Annotated in this window: 17 protein-coding genes; 15 read left to right on the top strand and 2 right to left on the bottom strand. The window is 60.2% G+C overall.

Going from position 1 to position 18,215, the window contains the following annotated elements; translation table 11 throughout:
- Positions 1 to 59: 59 nt before the first annotated feature.
- The 10 genes from QSV77_RS03625 (at position 60) to rarD (ending at position 8,923) form a co-directional block, all read left to right on the top strand.
- On the top strand, positions 60 to 647 hold the full coding sequence (locus QSV77_RS03625; RefSeq protein ID WP_046798795.1) for a CvpA family protein: 588 nt from the start codon (positions 60 to 62) through the stop codon (positions 645 to 647).
- A 138-nt stretch (positions 648 to 785) separates the two neighbouring features.
- Positions 786 to 2,294 (top strand): amidophosphoribosyltransferase, encoded by a 1,509-nt coding sequence (purF, locus tag QSV77_RS03620; RefSeq protein WP_003502024.1) that lies wholly within the window; start codon positions 786 to 788, stop codon positions 2,292 to 2,294.
- Between the two features lie 146 nt (positions 2,295 to 2,440).
- A complete protein-coding gene (locus QSV77_RS03615; RefSeq protein WP_302732552.1) occupies positions 2,441 to 3,181 on the top strand; it encodes an SDR family NAD(P)-dependent oxidoreductase in 741 nt (246 codons plus the stop codon).
- A 216-nt stretch (positions 3,182 to 3,397) separates the two neighbouring features.
- A complete protein-coding gene (cysS, locus tag QSV77_RS03610) occupies positions 3,398 to 4,783 on the top strand; it encodes a cysteine--tRNA ligase (protein WP_302732551.1) in 1,386 nt (461 codons plus the stop codon).
- A 253-nt stretch (positions 4,784 to 5,036) separates the two neighbouring features.
- Positions 5,037 to 5,405: an endonuclease domain-containing protein gene (locus tag QSV77_RS03605; protein ID WP_302732550.1), complete on the top strand. Its 369-nt coding sequence runs from the start codon at positions 5,037 to 5,039 to the stop codon at positions 5,403 to 5,405.
- Complete coding sequence (locus QSV77_RS03600; RefSeq protein WP_302732549.1) at positions 5,402 to 5,878, top strand: GFA family protein; 477 nt, start codon at positions 5,402 to 5,404, stop codon at positions 5,876 to 5,878. Before QSV77_RS03605 ends, QSV77_RS03600 begins: the two co-directional genes overlap by 4 nt.
- Entirely contained in the window at positions 5,875 to 6,336 is a 462-nt protein-coding gene (locus QSV77_RS03595; RefSeq protein WP_302732548.1) for a GFA family protein, read from the top strand. Before QSV77_RS03600 ends, QSV77_RS03595 begins: the two co-directional genes overlap by 4 nt.
- On the top strand, positions 6,336 to 6,821 hold the full coding sequence (locus tag QSV77_RS03590) for a GFA family protein (protein ID WP_302732547.1): 486 nt from the start codon (positions 6,336 to 6,338) through the stop codon (positions 6,819 to 6,821). Before QSV77_RS03595 ends, QSV77_RS03590 begins: the two co-directional genes overlap by 1 nt.
- Complete coding sequence (gene pip / locus QSV77_RS03585; RefSeq protein ID WP_302732546.1) at positions 6,818 to 7,774, top strand: prolyl aminopeptidase; 957 nt, start codon at positions 6,818 to 6,820, stop codon at positions 7,772 to 7,774. The genes QSV77_RS03590 and pip overlap by 4 nt, the downstream gene beginning before the upstream one ends.
- Before the next feature lie 240 nt (positions 7,775 to 8,014).
- Complete coding sequence (gene rarD, locus QSV77_RS03580; RefSeq protein ID WP_302732545.1) at positions 8,015 to 8,923, top strand: EamA family transporter RarD; 909 nt, start codon at positions 8,015 to 8,017, stop codon at positions 8,921 to 8,923.
- A gap of 54 nt (positions 8,924 to 8,977) precedes the next feature.
- Here rarD and QSV77_RS03575 read toward each other — a convergent pair whose 3' ends face one another.
- Positions 8,978 to 10,738, bottom strand: coding sequence for a penicillin-binding protein 2 (locus QSV77_RS03575; protein ID WP_302732544.1), 1,761 nt, complete (start codon positions 10,736 to 10,738; stop codon positions 8,978 to 8,980).
- Positions 10,739 to 10,981: 243 nt separating this feature from the next.
- Positions 10,982 to 11,602, bottom strand: coding sequence for a TIGR00730 family Rossman fold protein (locus QSV77_RS03570; protein WP_080842185.1), 621 nt, complete (start codon positions 11,600 to 11,602; stop codon positions 10,982 to 10,984).
- 156 nt (positions 11,603 to 11,758) lie between these two features.
- Here QSV77_RS03570 and QSV77_RS03565 point away from each other — a divergent pair, with 156 nt between their 5' ends.
- The 5 genes from QSV77_RS03565 (at position 11,759) to QSV77_RS03545 (ending at position 17,845) form a co-directional block, all read left to right on the top strand.
- Positions 11,759 to 13,792, top strand: a complete 2,034-nt coding sequence (locus QSV77_RS03565) for a LysM peptidoglycan-binding domain-containing protein (protein ID WP_302732543.1) — start codon at positions 11,759 to 11,761, stop codon at positions 13,790 to 13,792.
- Between the two features lie 106 nt (positions 13,793 to 13,898).
- Positions 13,899 to 15,785 carry an ABC transporter ATP-binding protein/permease gene (locus QSV77_RS03560; RefSeq protein WP_302732542.1) on the top strand — a complete coding sequence of 629 codons (1,887 nt, stop codon included), beginning with the start codon at positions 13,899 to 13,901 and terminating at the stop codon, positions 15,783 to 15,785.
- A 128-nt stretch (positions 15,786 to 15,913) separates the two neighbouring features.
- The gene (locus tag QSV77_RS03555) at positions 15,914 to 16,648 is read left to right on the top strand and encodes a phosphatidylserine decarboxylase (protein WP_142839938.1); all 735 of its coding nucleotides are present in this window, start codon (positions 15,914 to 15,916) and stop codon (positions 16,646 to 16,648) included.
- A 24-nt stretch (positions 16,649 to 16,672) separates the two neighbouring features.
- Complete coding sequence (gene pssA / locus QSV77_RS03550) at positions 16,673 to 17,542, top strand: CDP-diacylglycerol--serine O-phosphatidyltransferase (RefSeq protein WP_269698360.1); 870 nt, start codon at positions 16,673 to 16,675, stop codon at positions 17,540 to 17,542.
- A 171-nt stretch (positions 17,543 to 17,713) separates the two neighbouring features.
- Positions 17,714 to 17,845, top strand: a complete 132-nt coding sequence (locus QSV77_RS03545; RefSeq protein ID WP_256367995.1) for a hypothetical protein — start codon at positions 17,714 to 17,716, stop codon at positions 17,843 to 17,845.
- Positions 17,846 to 18,215: the final 370 nt, after the last annotated feature.

Genomic DNA, 18,215 nt, shown 5'->3' with positions numbered 1-18,215 from the left:
AGGATCGCAAAATTGGCAAGGCAGCGTCTGACAAGGCGTCGCACCTCCGGAGTTGGTATATGCCCATTACAATTTTCGACGGCATCGTCATCGCCGTTGTTCTTTTCTCCGCCGTTCTTGCGATGGTGCGCGGCTTTTCCCGTGAGATTCTGTCGATCGCGAGCTGGGCCGGTTCGGTCGCCGCCGCCTATTATCTCTATCCGGTTCTGCTGCCCTATGCGCGCAACTATACCGATGACGACAAGATCGCCATCGCCGGTTCGGCTGGCGTGGTCTTCCTCGTCTCGCTGATCGTCATCTCCTTCATCACCTCGCGCATTGCCGATTTCATCATCGACAGCCGCATCGGCGCGCTGGATCGCACGCTCGGTTTCCTGTTCGGCGCGGCGCGCGGCATTCTGCTTTTGGTCGTCGCGGTCGCCTTCTGGAACTGGCTGGTGGATGTGAAGACGCAGCCGGAGTGGGTGACGCAGGCCAAGTCCAAGCCCTTCCTCGATGGGCTGGTGGGCAAGCTGGAGGCGGTTCTGCCTGACGATATCGAGCCGCAGATTCGCGCCCGTATCCTTGGAAAACCGCAGGAACCGACGGCCGCGCAGGCCCCTGCGGAAGATGTGCCGGCAACAAATCCGCCAGCAACGAATAATTGACACGAGGGTGCGCCTTGCAATGCATGCAAGGCGCGCTATTTGTGCTAAATATCAAGCACGACACAGACAGGCCAACCGGGAGACACGCTCACCGGAGAGGTCTTTCTTTTTTCTCGGTAGAGAGCAAGGGCAAGCCGGATGATTGAGCCGCTTTCGCATTCCCCGTTCCCTGGGGCCACTTTCAAGGAAGAGATCGACGGCGATACGCTGCATGAAGAGTGCGGCGTTTTCGGCATTCTCGGCCATGCCGACGCCTCGGCGCTGACCGCGCTCGGCCTGCATGCGCTTCAGCATCGCGGCCAGGAAGCGGCTGGTATCGTCTCCTTCGACGGCAAGCGTTTCCATCAGGAACGCCATATGGGCCTCGTCGGCGATCATTATACCGATCCCGCAACGCTTGCCCGCCTGCCCGGCTCCATCGCCATTGGTCACACCCGTTATTCCACCACCGGCGAAGTGGCGATGCGCAACGTGCAGCCGCTGTTTGCCGAGCTGGAAGAAGGCGGTATTTCCATTGCCCATAACGGCAACTTCACCAACGGCCTGACGCTGCGCCGCCAGATCATCGCCACCGGCGCCATCTGCCAGTCGACATCGGATACCGAAGTCGTTCTCCACCTCATCGCCCGCTCGCGCCACTCCTCCACGGCCGATCGTTTCATCGACGCTATCAGGCAGATGGAAGGCGGTTATTCGATGCTGGCGATGACGCGAACCAAGCTGATCGCCGCGCGTGACCCGATCGGCATCCGCCCGCTGGTCATGGGCGAGCTTGATGGCAAGCCGATCTTCTGCTCCGAAACCTGCGCTCTCGATATCATCGGCGCGAAATTCGTGCGCGACGTTGAAAACGGTGAAGTCATCATCTGCGAAATCCAGCCCGATGGTTCGATCACCATCGATGCGCGCAAGCCTTCAAAGCCGCAGCCGGAGCGTCTCTGCCTGTTCGAATATGTCTATTTCGCCCGCCCCGATTCCGTCGTCGGCGGCCGCAACGTCTATACGACACGCAAGAACATGGGCATGAACCTTGCCAAGGAAGCGCCGCTGGAAGCCGACGTCGTTGTCCCGGTTCCCGATGGCGGCACGCCGGCAGCACTCGGTTTTGCGCAGGAAAGCGGCATTCCCTTCGAATACGGCATCATCCGCAACCACTACGTCGGCCGCACCTTCATCGAGCCGACGCAGCAGATCCGTGCTTTCGGCGTCAAGCTCAAGCATTCCGCCAACCGGGCGATGATCGAAGGCAAGCGCGTGGTGCTGGTGGATGATTCCATCGTGCGCGGCACCACTTCGGTCAAGATCGTTCAGATGATCCGCGAAGCCGGCGCCAAGGAAGTTCATATCCGCGTTGCGAGCCCAATGATTTTCCATCCGGATTTCTACGGCATCGACACACCTGACGCCGACAAGCTGCTCGCCAACCAATATGCCGATGTCGAGGCGATGGCGAAGTTCATCGGTGCCGATTCGCTGGCTTTCCTGTCGATCGACGGGCTTTACCGCGCCGTCGGCGGCGAGAACCGCAACCATGCGCGGCCGCAGTTCACGGATCATTATTTTACCGGCGACTATCCGACCCGCCTTCTCGACCAGAACGGCGAGGCGATGGGCAGCAAGATTTCCATGCTGGCCAGCAACGGCTGATAGCCCGAATGAACAAGCGGCCGCCGGCTTCCGGGGGCCGCTTTTTTCTTGCCTTTTGTTCAGGCCGTCCCATGCGACGATTTAATCGCTTGCAGCCGGCCGCTGTGGCTTCGTAAAAGGAGGCGCAATCATTTCGGAGGGGCAACATGACCATCAATCTCAAGGGCCGGATCGCGCTCGTCACCGGCGCTTCGCGCGGTATCGGTTATTTCACGGCACTGGAACTGGCCAAGGCCGGCGCGCATGTCATCGCCTGCGCCCGCACGGTCGGCGGCCTTGAGGAACTGGACGACGCCATCAAGGCCGTTGGCGGCACTGCGACGCTGGTTCCCTTCGATCTTTCCGACATGAACGCCATCGATGCGCTGGGCGCCAATATCTTCGAGCGCTGGGGCAAGCTTGATATTCTGGTCGCCAATGCCGGCGTCCTCGGCGTCATCTCGCCGGTCGGCCATATCGAGGCCAAGGTTTTCGAGCGGGTGATGACCATCAATGTCACCGCCACATGGCGGCTGATCCGCTCGGTTGAGCCGCTGCTGCTGAGATCGGATGCCGGCCGCGCGCTGATCCTGTCTTCGGGTGCCGCCCATAGCTGTCGCCCCTTCTGGGGTGTCTATTCCACCTCCAAGGCTGCGGTGGAAGCACTTGCCCGCACCTGGGCGGCAGAGACCGAAAAAAGCGCGCTGCGCATCAACAGCATCAATCCCGGCGCCACACGCACCGCCATGCGGGCCCAGGCCATGCCCGGCGAGGACCCGGCCACCGTGCCGCATCCCTCAGAGGTCGCCGCCGCCATTCTTCCGCTTGCCTCGCCGGAGCTTACCGAAACCGGCAAGCTCTTTGTCGTGCGTGACAGGAAGTTCGTGGACTACCGCCAGCCGAAGTGACTGTTTCATGCCTCGGCAGCCGATGCGGTCACCACGGATGCTCTTGACCGCACGGCACCGCCGCGCCATAAGGCAAGACATGAAAACAACGATCTGCACCTGCTGCTGAATAAATTTTGCTGGTTCGCCGCCGGCCAGATCGTTTTCGTCTCCCCGCAAGGTCCAACAGACAAACGGTCCGGTCAGGACAATTGACTGCCTTTAGGGAACACCCGCATGTCCTTGCGCCTCAAACTCCACAATACCCTGACACGCGAAAAGGCGGAATTTGCGCCAATCGACGCTGATAATGTGCGCATGTATGTCTGCGGCCCGACGGTCTATGATTTTGCCCATATCGGCAATGCGCGCCCGGTCATCGTGTTCGATGTTCTCTACCGGCTGCTGCGTCACGTCTATGGCGAGACCCACGTGACCTATGCCCGCAACATCACCGATCTCGATGACAAGATCAATGCGCGGGCGCTGCGCGATTATCCGCATCTGCCGCTCAACGACGCCATCCATGCGGTGACGAAAAAGACCGCCGACCAGTTCCACGACGATGTGGCCATGCTCGGCTGCCTTCCGCCGACCGTCGAACCGCGCGCCACCGATTATATCGCCGAGATGATCGATCTCATCGAAAAACTGATCGCCCGCGGCCATGCCTATACGGCGGGCGGCGAGGTGCTGTTCGACACCCGCTCGATGGCCGATTACGGCCAGCTTTCGAAGCGGCCTCTGGACGAGCAGCAGGCGGGCGCACGCGTGGCGGTGGAAGCCCACAAGAAGACCCCGGGCGATTTCGTGCTGTGGAAACTGTCCTCGCATAACGAACCGGGCTGGGAAAGCCCCTGGGGCCGTGGCCGTCCCGGCTGGCACATTGAATGCTCGGCCATGGCCGGTCGTTATCTCGGCGAGGTGTTCGACATTCACGGCGGCGGGCTCGATCTCATCTTCCCGCATCATGAGAACGAAATCGCGCAATCGCGCTGCGCCCACGGCACGCATGTCATGGCCAATGTGTGGATGCATAACGGCTTCGTGCAGGTGGAAGGCCGCAAGATGTCGAAGTCCGAGGGCAACTTCGTGACCATCTACGAATTGCTGCACACGGAGAAATTCGGCGGCCGGCAATGGCCGGGCGAGGTTCTTCGCCTTGCCATGCTGATGACGCATTACCGCGAACCGATCGATTTTTCGGTGAAGCGTCTTGAAGAGGCCGAACGTCTGCTTGCCAAGTGGCCCGCGGCCGATGCCTCCGATGCGGCACCGGATGAAACCGTGCTTGAGGCGCTTGCGGACGATCTGAACACGGTTGCCGCCGTCCAGGCGCTGCACGCGCTGGCCCACGCCGCCAATCTGGACCCTTCCAGGCTGCCGGCCTTTGCCGCCAGCGCTGCACTGCTCGGTGTCTTGCCGAAAAAGGCGGAAATGGATGAGGCCATCGTTTCGGCTGTCGATGCGCTGGTGCAATTGCGGCTCGAGATGCTGAAGGCGAAGAACTTTGCGGAGGCAGATCGTGTTCGCGACGAGCTTTCGGAGAAGGGCATTCAGTTGAAGGATGGCAAGGACAAGGAAACGGGCGAGCGGACCACGACGTGGGAGTTGAAGCGGTAGGGCTGCGATTCGCGGCTTACCCCCTCTGCCCTGCCGGGCATCTCCCCCACAGGTGGGGAGATCGACTCGTGGTTAGGCCCCGCATTTCTCTTCGGTCGAAATGGAGCGACGCAGGCGCGTCATACCGATCTCCCTCCTTGTGGGGGAGATGCCCGGCAGGGCAGAGGGGGGTATCCTCGCTCACCACAATCCGCTTGCGATTTTAAGTTCCCTCAACCAATCTAAGGCGAGGCACTAAACGGCGAACCAGAGCATGCCGCATGCAGATGTAGACCCGATGCATCGCAAATATGCGAAGCAGATGCGGAAAGTAATGACGGATGCCGAGCTGAAGCTCTGGAACGCTATTCGCGCCCATCGCCTTGAAGGATTGAGTTTTCGCAGGCAAATGCCGATTGCCGGTTTTATCGTCGATTTCGCCTGTTCGGATCATCGACTTATTATCGAGCTCGATGGCTCTCAACATACATCTGAGGCAGCGTTAAACTACGATCGTGAAAGAACCGTGCGGCTTGAAAAAGACGGCTGGACCGTCCTCCGTTTCTGGAACGATGATATCCTCAAAGACATCGATAATGTCTGTCTCCACATTATCCGAACGGTAAAGGAGAACCAAGCATGACCACCCATACCGGCGGATGCCAGTGCGGCGCGATCCGTTTTCGCGCGACCGGCGATCTGAAAGACAGCTCCGTCTGTCATTGCCGCATGTGCCAGAAGGCTTTCGGGGCTTATTATGCGCCGCTGGTCTCCGTGCGCGGCGTCGAATTCGAATGGACGCGCGGTGAGCCGAAACGGTTTCAATCTTCCAGTGTCGTCAAGCGCGGTTTCTGCCCGGAATGCGGCACGCCGCTGACTTATGAAGCGCCGGATGGCGTGGCGGTGGCAGCAGGGGCATTCGACGATCCCGCGGCGCTGCCGCCGACCATTCAGTGGGGCGTGGAGCGCAAGATCGATTTCGTCGACAGCATCCACACGCTGCCTGCCGTTCCCACGGAAGACGACCTGACCTCGGTGGATTATCTCACCAACCTCGTCTCCTATCAGCACCCCGACCACGACACTGAAAGCTGGCCACCGGAGAGCGGAAAATGAATGAAGCGGGCTTTTCCGGTGGTTGCCAGTGCGGCGCCGTGCGTTTTCACGCCGGCAAGCTTGGCCGGGCCTCCATCTGCCATTGCCGCATGTGCCAGAAACATTTCGGCAATTTCTTCGGCGCGCTGGTCAGCGCCGATCAGGCGCATCTGGTCTGGACACGCGGTCAGCCTGCCCTCTTCCGCTCCTCGACCAAGATCCATCGCGGTTTCTGCAACAAATGCGGCACGCCGCTGACCTATCATTATCCGGGAGGTGTGGAGATCGCCATCGGCGCTTTCGATCACCCGGAGCGGATCGAGCCGCAGGTGCAGGTCAATTTTCACAAGCGCATGCCGTGGATCGAGCAGCTGTTTTCCAAACCGGCCGTGGAACAGGGCGTGGACGAGGCGGAAATCAACTCCTATCAGCACCCGGATCACGACACGCAGGTCTGGCCGCCGGAAGAAGGCCGCTGATGGGCGAGCTGACGGCCTTCAGTGGCGGATGCCAGTGCGGCGCAGTGCGTTATCGGGTCAAGGGCGGGTTGCGTTATCCGCATCTGTGCCATTGCCGCATGTGCCAGAAGGCGTCGGGCAATTATTTCATGCCGCTTGCGGCAAGTACCCTTTCGCAGTTTGAGATGACCCGCGGCGAAGCATCATGGTTCCAGTCTTCCGACCATGTGCGCCGCGGTTTTTGCGGCCGCTGCGGCACGCCGCTTTTTTACGACGTTACGGGCGCCGATTTCATCAATATCACCCTTGGTTCGCTGGATGAGCCAGAGCGGATAAAACCGGAGGCGCAGTCCAATCTTGCCAGCAAGATGCACTGGTTTTCCGAGCTTGACGGCTTGCCGGTCGAGCCGGAACCTGCAACGGATGACGCGCCCGCGCCGGTGAACAGCCGGCAGCATCCGGACCACGACACGGCCAAATGGCCATCAGAGGACATTAATCCATGACCGAAGAATTGCGCGGCTTTTACCCCGAGATCGAACCTTTCGAGACCGGCATGCTCGATGTCGGCGATGGGCACGTGATCTATTGGGAACGAGTGGGCACACGCGGCGCGAAGCCGGCGGTTTTCCTGCATGGCGGCCCCGGCGGCGGCGTGAACCCCACGCATCGCCGCGTTTTCGATCCTGCACTTTACGACGTCATCCTGTTTGATCAGCGCGGCTGCGGCCGTTCCACACCGCATGCGGAACTGGAGGCCAACACCACCTGGCATCTGGTCGCCGACATTGAAAGGCTGCGCGAGCTTTGCGGCTTTGAAAAATGGCTGGTTTTCGGCGGTTCCTGGGGTTCGACGCTGGCACTCGCTTATGCTGAGACCCATCCGAACCGCGTCAGCGAACTCGTCCTGCGCGGTATCTACACCGTCACCCGGCCGGAACTGGACTGGTACTACCAGTTCGGCGTTTCGGAAATGTATCCGGACCAGTGGGAAAAATTCATCGCGCCCATCCCGCAAGCCGAGCGTGGTGAGATGATGCAGGCCTATAATCGCTATCTCACCGGCACTGACGAGGCAAAGAAGCTTGAATGCGCCAAGGCATGGAGCCAGTGGGAAGGCGCGACCATCGCGCTCGTTACCGATCCTGACCGCGTCGAGGATTTCGGCGAGGATAAATATGCCATCGCTTTTGCGCGCATCGAGAACCACTTCTTCGTCAATGCCGGCTGGCTGGAAGAACGGCAACTGCTGCGCGATGCCGGCAAGCTCAGGGATATTCCCGGCGTCATCGTGCATGGGCGTTACGACATGCCCTGCCCGCTGAAATATGCGTGGCAGCTGGCCAAGGCCTGGCCGAAGGCGGATTTCCACATTATCGAGGCGGCGGGACACGCGATGAGTGAGCCCGGCATTCTCGACCAGCTGATCCGCGCCAACGATCGATTTGCCGGGAAATAAGAGTCTTTTCAGCGGCTTGAAACGGCCGGATGAGACAATGATTCATGGGGGATGCCGATAAGGCTCCACGCGCGGCTTCCCGCGTGGAGCATCCGGACAGTTACGATGGCAGCTTATTTCAAGAGCAAAGCGCCTGTTATTCATGCAGTTTTTCTCATGAACCCTTCACGGAAATGAATTGGCCGCCCCTGTGGCGATCCGCTATAAAACGCCATCCGAACAATTTTGGCGGTACTCCCCATGGCACTCGACAAATCGCTCCCGGCCCAAGAGGGCGGCGACAGCGCGCGCGGTTTTGCTTTCGCGCTCTCCGCTTATCTCTTGTGGGGCTTCCTCCCCATCTACATGAAGGCGGTTGCGCATATCTCGCCGATCGAGGTCATCGTGCATCGCGTCATCTGGTCGGTGCCGATCGCGGCGGCAGTGCTGATTGCGCTCGGCCGGACAACGGAAATCCGCTCGGCACTGAAAAGCCCGAAGATGCTGGCCATGGCGAGCCTCACCGCCGCCCTCATCAGCATCAACTGGGGTATCTATATCTGGGCGATCGGCGCCGGCCGCGCGCTGGATGCCGCACTCGGTTATTTCATCAATCCGCTGTTCAGCATTTTTCTGGGTGCCGTGCTCCTGAAGGAAAAACTATATCCGGCGCAGATCGCCGCCATCGGCCTCGTGGCAATAGCGGTGGCGATCCTGACCTGGCATGCGGGCAGCCTGCCGTGGGTGTCCATCGCGCTTACCATGTCCTGGGGATTTTACGCCTTTTTCCGCAAGACATTGCCGATTGGCGCGACGCAGGGCTTCCTGCTCGAAGTCATGCTGCTGTCCATTCCCGCCGTGCTGGTCATGGCCTGGCTGGGCTTCAGCGGACAGGCGCATTTCATGGGCGGCAATTCCGCCGACACCTGGCTTCTGGCAGCAAGCGGCGTGATCACCGCCGTTCCGCTCATTCTCTATGGCAATGGCGCCAAGTTGCTGCGGCTTTCGACCATCGGCATCATGCAATATATCGCGCCGACGATGATCTTCCTCATCGCCATCTTCATCTTCAAGGAACCCTTCGACACCGTGCGGATGGCGGCGTTTGCGATGATCTGGGTGGCGCTGGCGATCTATACCGGCTCAAGCCTGATGCGGTTCAAGCGGTAATCCGGCTCCTTCCCTCGTTCCTGTGCCCGCTGCGGGAACGAGGAGAGGCGGACATCAATAGTCCATCAGCAATTGCGGATCCGCTTCGTATCCGAAACGCGGTTTGACACCGAGGAGCGCTGCCGTCTGGGCGACGATTTCGCGGATCATCGGCGCTGCGGTCGAGGCTGCCGTGCGGCCGCCGTTCTCACCCGTCTTTGGCGCATCGATCATCGACAGCACGACATATCTCGGCTTATGCATCGGAAAGGCGGCGACGAAGCTGTTGAAATTGATATCCTTGGCGTAGCGGCCGTTGATGACCTTGTCAGCGGTGCCGGTTTTGCCGCCGACGTGAAATCCTTCGACCTGCGCACGCCTGCCGGAGCCCTTGATACCATTCCAGTTGAAAAGATAACGCATATCGGCGCTGGTCTTTCCCTTGATGACGGCACGGGAAACCGTGGCTGCATCTTCCCTTGAACGCGACAGGAAAGTCGGTGAAATCAGGTTTCCGCCATTGATAAGCGCTGCGGCGGCAACCGCCGTCTGCAACGGTGTGGTGGCGATACCGTGCCCGAAGGAAATGGTGACGGAATTGATCTTCTTCCACGTCCTCGGCTGGGTTGGCGTGGCCACGCCCGGCATCTCGGTCTCCATGCGCGACAGCAGCCCGAGTTTCGTCAGGAACTGCTGGTGGCCTTCGACACCGACCATGTCGGCAACCGCCGCCGTGCCGATGTTGGATGAGTATTGAAACACTTCCGCGATTGAAAGCGGGCGGTTCTTGCCCCAGAAATCCTTGATGGTGAAGCCGCCCATGCGGATCGGCCGCGACGCGTCAACCACCGAATTCAGCGTGATCGCGCCTGCCTCCAGCCCCATGGCGAGCGTGAAGCTCTTGAAGGTGGAGCCCATCTCGAAGGTGGCGTTGCTCATGCGGTTGAACCAGCCCTTTTCATACTCCCTGTCGATGCTGCCATCGGCAAGCGTACGGGACGGTTCGTTGGGGTCGTAGTCCGGCACCGAGGCCATGGCCAGCACCTCGCCCGTCTCCACATCGAGGATCACGGCACCCGCCGCTTCCGCCTGATAGTCGGTTTTCGCCTTCATGACGACCTCACGGACGATGTTCTGCACCCGCAGATCGATCGACAGTTTCACCGGCTCCAGCGCCACGCCGCTTGCAAGACCAGTGGCGCGCAGATCGGCGAGCCCCTGCTGGTCGAGATAACGCTCCATGCCGGCAAGGCCCTGATTATCGACATTCACGTGGCCAATAATATGCGAGGCCGTCGGACCGCCCGGATAAAACCGGCGCTTTTCCGGCCGGAAGCCGATGCCGGGTATGCCGAGATTGAGGATATCCGCCTGCTGACGGGGCGTAAGCTGGCGTCGCAGCCATTGGAAACCGCTATCCGAACGCAATCTGCGATGTGTGTCGCGCCAGTCGAGATTGGGGATGACGGTCGCCAGCTTCTCCACCACCTCGTCGGGATCGACAACCCGGCGCGGATCGGCATAAAGCGACACCATGTTGAGATCGGTGGCAAGAAGCTTGCCGTTGCGGTCGACGATATCCGGCCGCGACGCGACGGCGGTGGCGCCGGTGTTGATCCACGCGGTTGCGACGGGTTGCGCAAGCCCATATTGAACAAGACGCGCAGCCACGACGGCATAGATGGCGACGAAAACGGCGATCAGGATACCGAGGCGCATTTGCGTATCCACCCGGCGGCGGGCGGCGGAACCAAGCACGCCTTCCCTGCCCCGCAGCGGGCTTCTCTGAATAATGAAATGCGCCCGGCTTTTAAGCCGCACCACAAAAGCAATCATTTCCTGATGTACCCAATCTCATGGCGGCGAAAAGAGATTCCGCGACAGCCAACGTCCTGGTGACGCTGGCACAGGATCAGTCGCAGGGCCATGAAAAGAGCGGGTTGGGCGATGCCGCTGTTAAATCTGTATTAATATACACTTAAAATTATAATGAACCGCGCGGCGGTTCATTAACGATTTTCCAATGCGCGAATGCATGCCGTTATCCCGAAACCGCCGCACGCTCCAGGGCAACATGTTTCAGAGGCGGGAAATGACCGAAGGGTCGCCTTCCGGGTTCTGCTGCGCCAGCGCCCGGTCGATGATGGCGGGCACGATGTCCTTCACCTCGTCGACGACAAGCGGGTTCAAGAGGTGGGCCCGATGGATGAAACCCTGGTCGCGCATGTGCTGCACCAGCTCCAGCATCGGGTTCCAGAAACCGTTGATATTGGCAAAGACCATCGGCTTGGCGTGACGGCCAAGCTGCGCCCAGGTCATGATCTCGACGATCTCTTCCAGGGTGCCGACACCGCCCGGCAGGGTCACGAAGGCATCCGAGCGCTCAAACATCATATGTTTGCGCTCATGCATGTCCTTGGTGACGACAAGCTCGTTCAATTGTCCGAGAGAATGGCGCGTTGCCTCCATATCGACCAGAAATTCCGGTATGATGCCCGTCACTTCGCCGCCGTTGGAAAGAACGCCGCTGGCAACCGCGCCCATGATGCCCTTGGTGCCGCCGCCATAAACGAGGCGGATGCCGTTTTCGGCAATGGATTTTCCAAGCGCGCGGCCTGCTTCCATGTGAGCTGGATCACGTCCGGGCTGGGAGCCGCAATAAACGCAGATGGATCGAATCGCTGTATTTTTGTCCGTCATGAGAGGAAGGAACTATGCGGGATGCTGCACGTCAAGAAAATTTGGGAAATCCCTTGTAAATATGGCCTTTTGGCCACACGCCGCTTGTCTGGCGCCAGGTAAGACGCTAGCAATCTCAACTCGTGTGAAAAGCTTGAAATACCCGGAGATTCCAGGATGAAAAACAATAAAGCCGGTTTGCTGGCGCTGATCGTGCTGGGCATTGCGTCCCTGCTCATGATCTTTTTCGTCCTGCCGAGGATTTCCAACGACGGCAAACCGATCGGCGAGGCCATCAATGACGCCGGCAATGCGGTGAAGAACAGCGTTGAAATGGGTGGCGACAAGGCGGGCGACATCCTGTCCGACGCCGCAGAGGAAACCGCCAATATCGCCGACAAGGTGGGGCGGCTGGCGGCCTCTGCAACCCAGTCGATCAAGGATCTGACAACGCTTTTCGCCGACAGCAAGGTTCCCTCCGACGCGGATTTCGCAGCGGCGCGCAAAAAGGTCGAAGCTTCGCTCAAGGAACTGACCAATATCGAAATCCCGGAATCGCTGGACGAAACGACGTCGCGGCTGATCACCACCGCGCGCACGGCGGCCGAGCGCACCACGGCCTTCCTGCGCGGTCTGCCCGACAATGCGGCAGCGGCAGCGGCCCAGATCCGCCGCCTGGCAGGTGTTTTCGCCGGCACCGACGATGGCGCAGCGCAGCCGGCACAGCCCGCCGCTGCACCTGCCACCACGGCTCCTGCCGGGGCTGCGCAGGCAACGCCCGGCGTGCCGACCTTTGACGTGTTGCGCGTCGAGCCGGATGGTTCGGCCGTGGTCGCCGGCAAGGCGCAGCCGGGTGCCAAACTCGAAATTCTCAGCAACGGCAAGGTGATCGCCCAGACGACCATCGACGGCACCGGCGATTTTGCCGCGGTTTTCGACAATCCCCTGCCGCCGGGCGACCATGAGCTGGTGCTGCGCTCCACCGACACCAGCGGCAAGGCGACACAATCCGAAGAAGTGGCAACCGTCTCGGTGCCCAACGGCAAGGCCGGCGAACTTCTGGCGATGGTTTCCAAGCCCGGCGAGGCAAGCCGCGTGCTGGCAATGCCGGAGGCGGTACCTCCAGCACTGCAGACCACACAATCGGGACAGCCCGCAGCGGCAATCGCCGAAACCGGCAATGCCGCCACTCCCCCTGCAGCCGTTGCCGGAGTGACGGCTCCCCCTGCGGCCGGTTCCGCTCCAGCTCAGGCTGCTGCCTCGACCGTTCAGGTCACCGCCGTGGAATTTGAGGGATCGAAGATTTTTGTCGCCGGTTCCGCACCTGCCGGTTCGACGGTGCGTGCGCTGGTCGATGACCGGGAAATCGGCAAGAGCATTACGGAAACCTCCGGTCATTTCGTCGTGGAGGGCGATGTCGATCTTGCCGTTGGCAGCCATATCATCACCGTCGAGGAACTGAATGCCGACGGCACGGTAAAGCTGCGCGTGCGTGTTCCCTTCGAGCGGCCACAGACCGATCAGGCAACCGTTGCCATGCAGGCGACGACCGCTTCGCCCGCCGCCGCCACAGCCGCACCGGCTGAAAACCAGAGCACGGCAATCGACCGCGCCGCTTTTGAAAAGCTGCGAGAGGACGTTTCCAAGGCTTTCGGCATTCTTTCCAATCTCTACAGGGATCAGGCGACACCGGCGCTCGATCAGGCGATTGCCGGTCGCTCCGCGGTAGTGATTGCCCTGAAGTCGCTCTCCGAATTCCGCACCGCCGCGGCAACAGAGCCGGCCTTCACCGCCTTTGCAGGTGGCATCACCGCCAAGGCGCGTGATCTGCTGGCATCGGTCGAGGCATGGCCGAATGATGTGGCGGCCATCGGCAAGGGCATCGCATCGCTCGCAAGCCGACTGACCGAACTGCACATTACCGCACCAGCCGCGCCCGCGCCGCAGGCACCTGCCGGCCCGCAGACCTTCGAGCAGGCACCGCTCGCCGAAAGCCAGAACAGCGTCATCATCCGCCGCGGCGATACGCTGTGGCAGATTTCCCGGCGCGTTTATGGACAGGGCGTGCGTTACACGACGATCTACCTCGCCAATGAGGACCAGATCAAAAATCCTGACCTCATCGAGCCCGGCCAGATTTTCGGTGTACCGGAAAAGGCCCTGCCGAATGCGGAAGAACTCCACCGCAAACGGCTGAAGGGCGGCTCCTAAAGCGCCGAAGAGGTTGCGGTTAAGCCGCGACAATCCCATCTGTGACAAGCACGGCGGCGAAAGCCGCCGTCATGCTGTCGGCTTCCGGCAGTGACCGGAGAGAATGATGGCCACGAAGAAAAAAACCATTTCGGCGGATTCCAGCAATCCGACCCAGACCCTGATCAATCTCTGGCCCTATATGTGGCCGGAAGGCCGATGGGACCTGAAGATGCGGGTGATCTGGGCAACCGTGTTCCTTGTCGTCGCCAAGCTGGTGTTGATCGCCGTTCCCTATTTCTTCAAATGGGCAACGGATGCACTGAACGGCAAACTAGACATGGCAGGGCTGGTTCCGGCCTTCCTGCTCGGCGCAGTCGCACTGGTCATCGCCTATAATCTGACGCGGCTGATACAGGTCGGGCTCAACCAGCTGCGCGATTCGCTGTTTGCCAGCGTCGGCCAGCATGCGGTGCGCCAGCTGGCTTATCGAACCTTCGTGCACATGCACCGGCTTTCCCTGCGTTTCCATCTGGAACGCAAGACCGGCGGGCTTTCGCGGGTTATCGAGCGTGGCACCAAGGGCATCGAAACCATTGTCCGGTTCACCATTCTCAACACCGCGCCGACCTTCATCGAATTCCTGCTGACGGCGGTTATTTTCTGGGCGTCCTACGGTTTTTCCTATGTGCTGGTCACCGTCATCACCGTCTGGGCCTATATCTGGTTCACCGTCCGGGCCAGCAACTGGCGCATCTCCATCCGCCGCGCCATGAATGACAGCGACACCGACGCCAATACCAAGGCAATCGACTCGCTTCTGAATTTCGAGACCGTCAAATATTTCGGCAACGAGGAGATGGAGGCGAAGCGTTTCGACGTTGCGATGGAGCGTTACGAAAAATCGGCGATCTCGATCTGGACCTCGCTCGGCTGGCTGAACTTCGGCCAGGGCGTGATCTTCGGCATCGGTTCCACCGTCATGATGGTGATGTCGGCGCTCGCCGTGCAGCGCGGCGAACAGACCATCGGCGATTTCGTCTTCGTCAATGCGCTGCTGCTGCAGCTTTCCGTGCCGCTGAACTTCATCGGTTTCGTTTATCGCGAAATCCGTCAGGGTCTGACCGACATAGAGCAGATGTTCGACCTTCTCGAGGTTGAGGCCGAGGTTACCGACCGGGCGGATGCGAAACCGCTTGGCGCCGGACCGGGCGCCATCTCGTTCCGCGACGTGCATTTTGCCTATGATCCCGAAAGGCCGATTTTGAAGGGCGTTTCCTTCGATGTACCGGCCGGCAAGACGGTGGCGATCGTCGGGCCTTCGGGTGCGGGAAAATCGACGATCTCGCGGCTGCTTTATCGTTTCTACGATATCCAGGAAGGCGCCGTCACAATCGACGGGCAGGATATTCGCAACGTGACGCAAAAGAGCCTGCGTTCGGTGATCGGCATGGTGCCGCAGGATACCGTGCTGTTCAACGACACGCTTGCCTACAACATCCGTTACGGTCGCCCCTCGGCAACGCAGGAGGAGGTGATGGCCGCAGCGGAAGCGGCGCAGATCAGCGCCTTCATCGGCAAGCTGCCGGAGGGTTATGCGACCATGGTCGGCGAACGGGGCCTGAAACTGTCGGGTGGTGAAAAGCAGCGCGTTGCGATTGCCCGAACCATTCTCAAAGCCCCGCCGATCCTCATTCTCGATGAGGCGACTTCAGCGCTCGATACGCATACCGAGCAGGAGATACAGAGCGCGCTCGACATCGTCTCGAAAAACCGCACCACGCTGGTCATCGCCCATCGTCTTTCGACGGTCATCCACGCTGACGAAATCATCGTGCTGAAGGAGGGGCTGATCGCCGAGCGCGGAACACACGCCTCGCTGATGGCGCAGAACGGCCTCTACGCCTCGATGTGGAGCCGCCAGCGCGAAGCCATCCGGGCGGAAGAGATGCTGCGCCATGTTCGCGAAACCGACGATCTCGGCGTCGTGGACCGCGGCGAACCGGCGCATTGACGGGCATAAACCCCTGATAACCGGGGGCGCAGATCCACCGGGCCATTGCCGGGCGGGTCGTTTGGCTGTAACCAGCTAGGCAAAATTTGTCGCATTGCCGTGTGGATCGTGTCGTATCACGACCACATATAGACGCGACAACGGAAACCGGAGCAAGGAATCTCATGAGTCTGTTCGACACCATTCGCAACACCATCGTACCGATCCACAAGGAAGGTTACGTCTTCGTCGCCGCCTTCTTCGTCGCATCGCTGGTGCTCGGCTGGATTTCCGAACCGCTATTCTGGGTCGGTCTCGTACTGACGGCCTGGTGCGCCTATTTCTTCCGCGACCCCGAGCGCGTTACACCACAGGATGACGACCTGATCATCAGCCCCGCCGATGGCAAGGTTTCCGCCGTGCAGACCGTCGTTCCGCCGCTGGAGCTGGAACTCGGCAAGGAGCCGATGGTGCGCATCTCGGTATTCATGAACGTGTTCAACTGCCATGTGAACCGCGCGCCGGTACGCGGCCGCATCGTCAATGTCGCTTACCGCCCCGGCCTCTTCCTCAATGCGGAAGTGGACAAGGCTTCAGAAGACAATGAGCGCAACGGTCTCGTCATCGAGACGGCGCATGGCAAGGTCGGCGTGGTGCAGATCGCCGGCATGGTTGCCCGCCGTATCGTCTGCTGGGTCAAGCCGAATGAACCAGTTGATGCCGGTGAGCGTTTCGGCCTTATCCGTTTCGGTTCGCGTCTCGACATCTTCCTGCCGGAAGGTTTCCAGCCACGCGTTTCCGTCGGCCAGACGGCCGTTGCCGGTGAAACCGTACTTGCCGAATTCGGCTCCGCCAAAGGCCCGGTCATCAGCCGCCGCGGCTGATGACAATCAGGAAGGGCATGCGCCATGGAAACGCCGATCGCCGAGCCGCAACAGAACGGAAAACAGGAGGGCCGCAAGGATAGCGGCCGGGGACCACGTCTGCGGGAAATTCCCTTCCGCCTCGTGATACCCAATCTCATCACCGTTCTGGCCATCTGTGCGGGCCTGAGCGGCGTGCGTCTCGCCATCGAAGGCCGCTTTGAGCTGGCCGTCGGCATGGTGCTGCTCGCCGCCTTCCTCGACGGCATCGACGGGCGCATCGCCCGGATGATGAAGGCGACCTCCAAATTTGGCGAACAGATGGATAGTCTGGCCGACATCGTCAATTTCGGTGTCGCCCCTGCCCTCGTGGTCTATGCCTATCTGCTCGATCAGGCGCGCTCCATCGGCTGGATCGCCGCGCTCATCTATGTCATTGCCGCCGGCCTGCGCCTCGCGCGCTTCAACGTGATGATCGAACGGCCGGTGAAAGCGCCCTGGCAGAACGAATTCTTCGTGGGTGTTCCGGCTCCCATGGGCGCCATGCTGGTGCTTCTGCCGGTCTATCTCGGCTTCCTCGGCGTGGAGCCGGACAAGCCCTTCGCCTATGTCGCCGCCGCCTATACGGTGCTGATCGGTTACCTCCTCATCAGCCGCCTGCCGGTCTGGTCGGGAAAATCAGGCACCAGCCGCATTCGCCGCGATCTGGTGCTGCCGATGATCCTCGTCGTCGTGCTCTACGTGGCGATGCTGATGAGCTTCACCTGGGAAGTGCTGGTTCTGACCGTTGCCGCTTATCTCGTCTTCATTCCCATCAGCGCCCGCCTGTGGCATCGCCGCTATGGCACGCTGACCATCGAAGAAGACGCGCATGATGAGGCGAATGGCGGAAACGGCCTCGATCGCGGTATTTGAAACCATAGGTTTATTTTTCCTGCGGGACCTTGCCGGCGGATGTGGCACAAAATGTCGCATCCCTCAAAGCCGGCTTCATTTTTTTTCGCCTCGAATCCGTCAAGATTACCCCCGAGAAAGGGGCTTCACACGCTTCGCACCGGCGAATGGCGTGAATTATGGAGAAAAGAAATGACGAACGAGACGAAGGCACAGCCGCAGGCGAAGCCGGACCTCAAAAGCCACTACCGCCCGCTTGGACTGAAGGCCGTCGCGGCCGCAGCCCTGATGCTGAAGCGCAAGCCAGCCGTCAAACCCGCCTGAAAACATTAAGTTTTTTTGGCCAGCGGTTTTCGGATCATCTGGTGCATCGGGTCAAGAATCAACATTCCCCGGCAGAACTTCAGCAATCGCGCGGCGCCTTTAACGGCGCCGTTTTTTGTCCGGCATGCAGCATGAACGACCGGTATTCATAAATTCAGGAACTTTTTGTAACGAAGCCGCAACGAAAATGAAGTAAAAAGCGCGGCCTCTACGAAACGTCTGTACGAGCGCAAACGTATAGACTAGTGAATAACAAAGAATTTTCTATTTTTCGCAGTTTTTTCCAAAACAATGCATAAGCCGACTTCCAAATCCGCAGACATGCGGATGACGAATATCCGGTGTTCAGGAAAGATTGTGAAGACAGGCC

Origin of the sequence: Agrobacterium sp. V1 (assembly GCF_030518355.1) — a bacterium.
In the GTDB taxonomy this organism is placed as follows: Bacteria; Pseudomonadota; Alphaproteobacteria; order Rhizobiales; family Rhizobiaceae; genus Agrobacterium; species Agrobacterium cucumeris.
The sequence above is the reverse complement of the archived record's forward strand: the minus strand, read 5'-3'. Positions and strand labels throughout refer to the sequence as shown.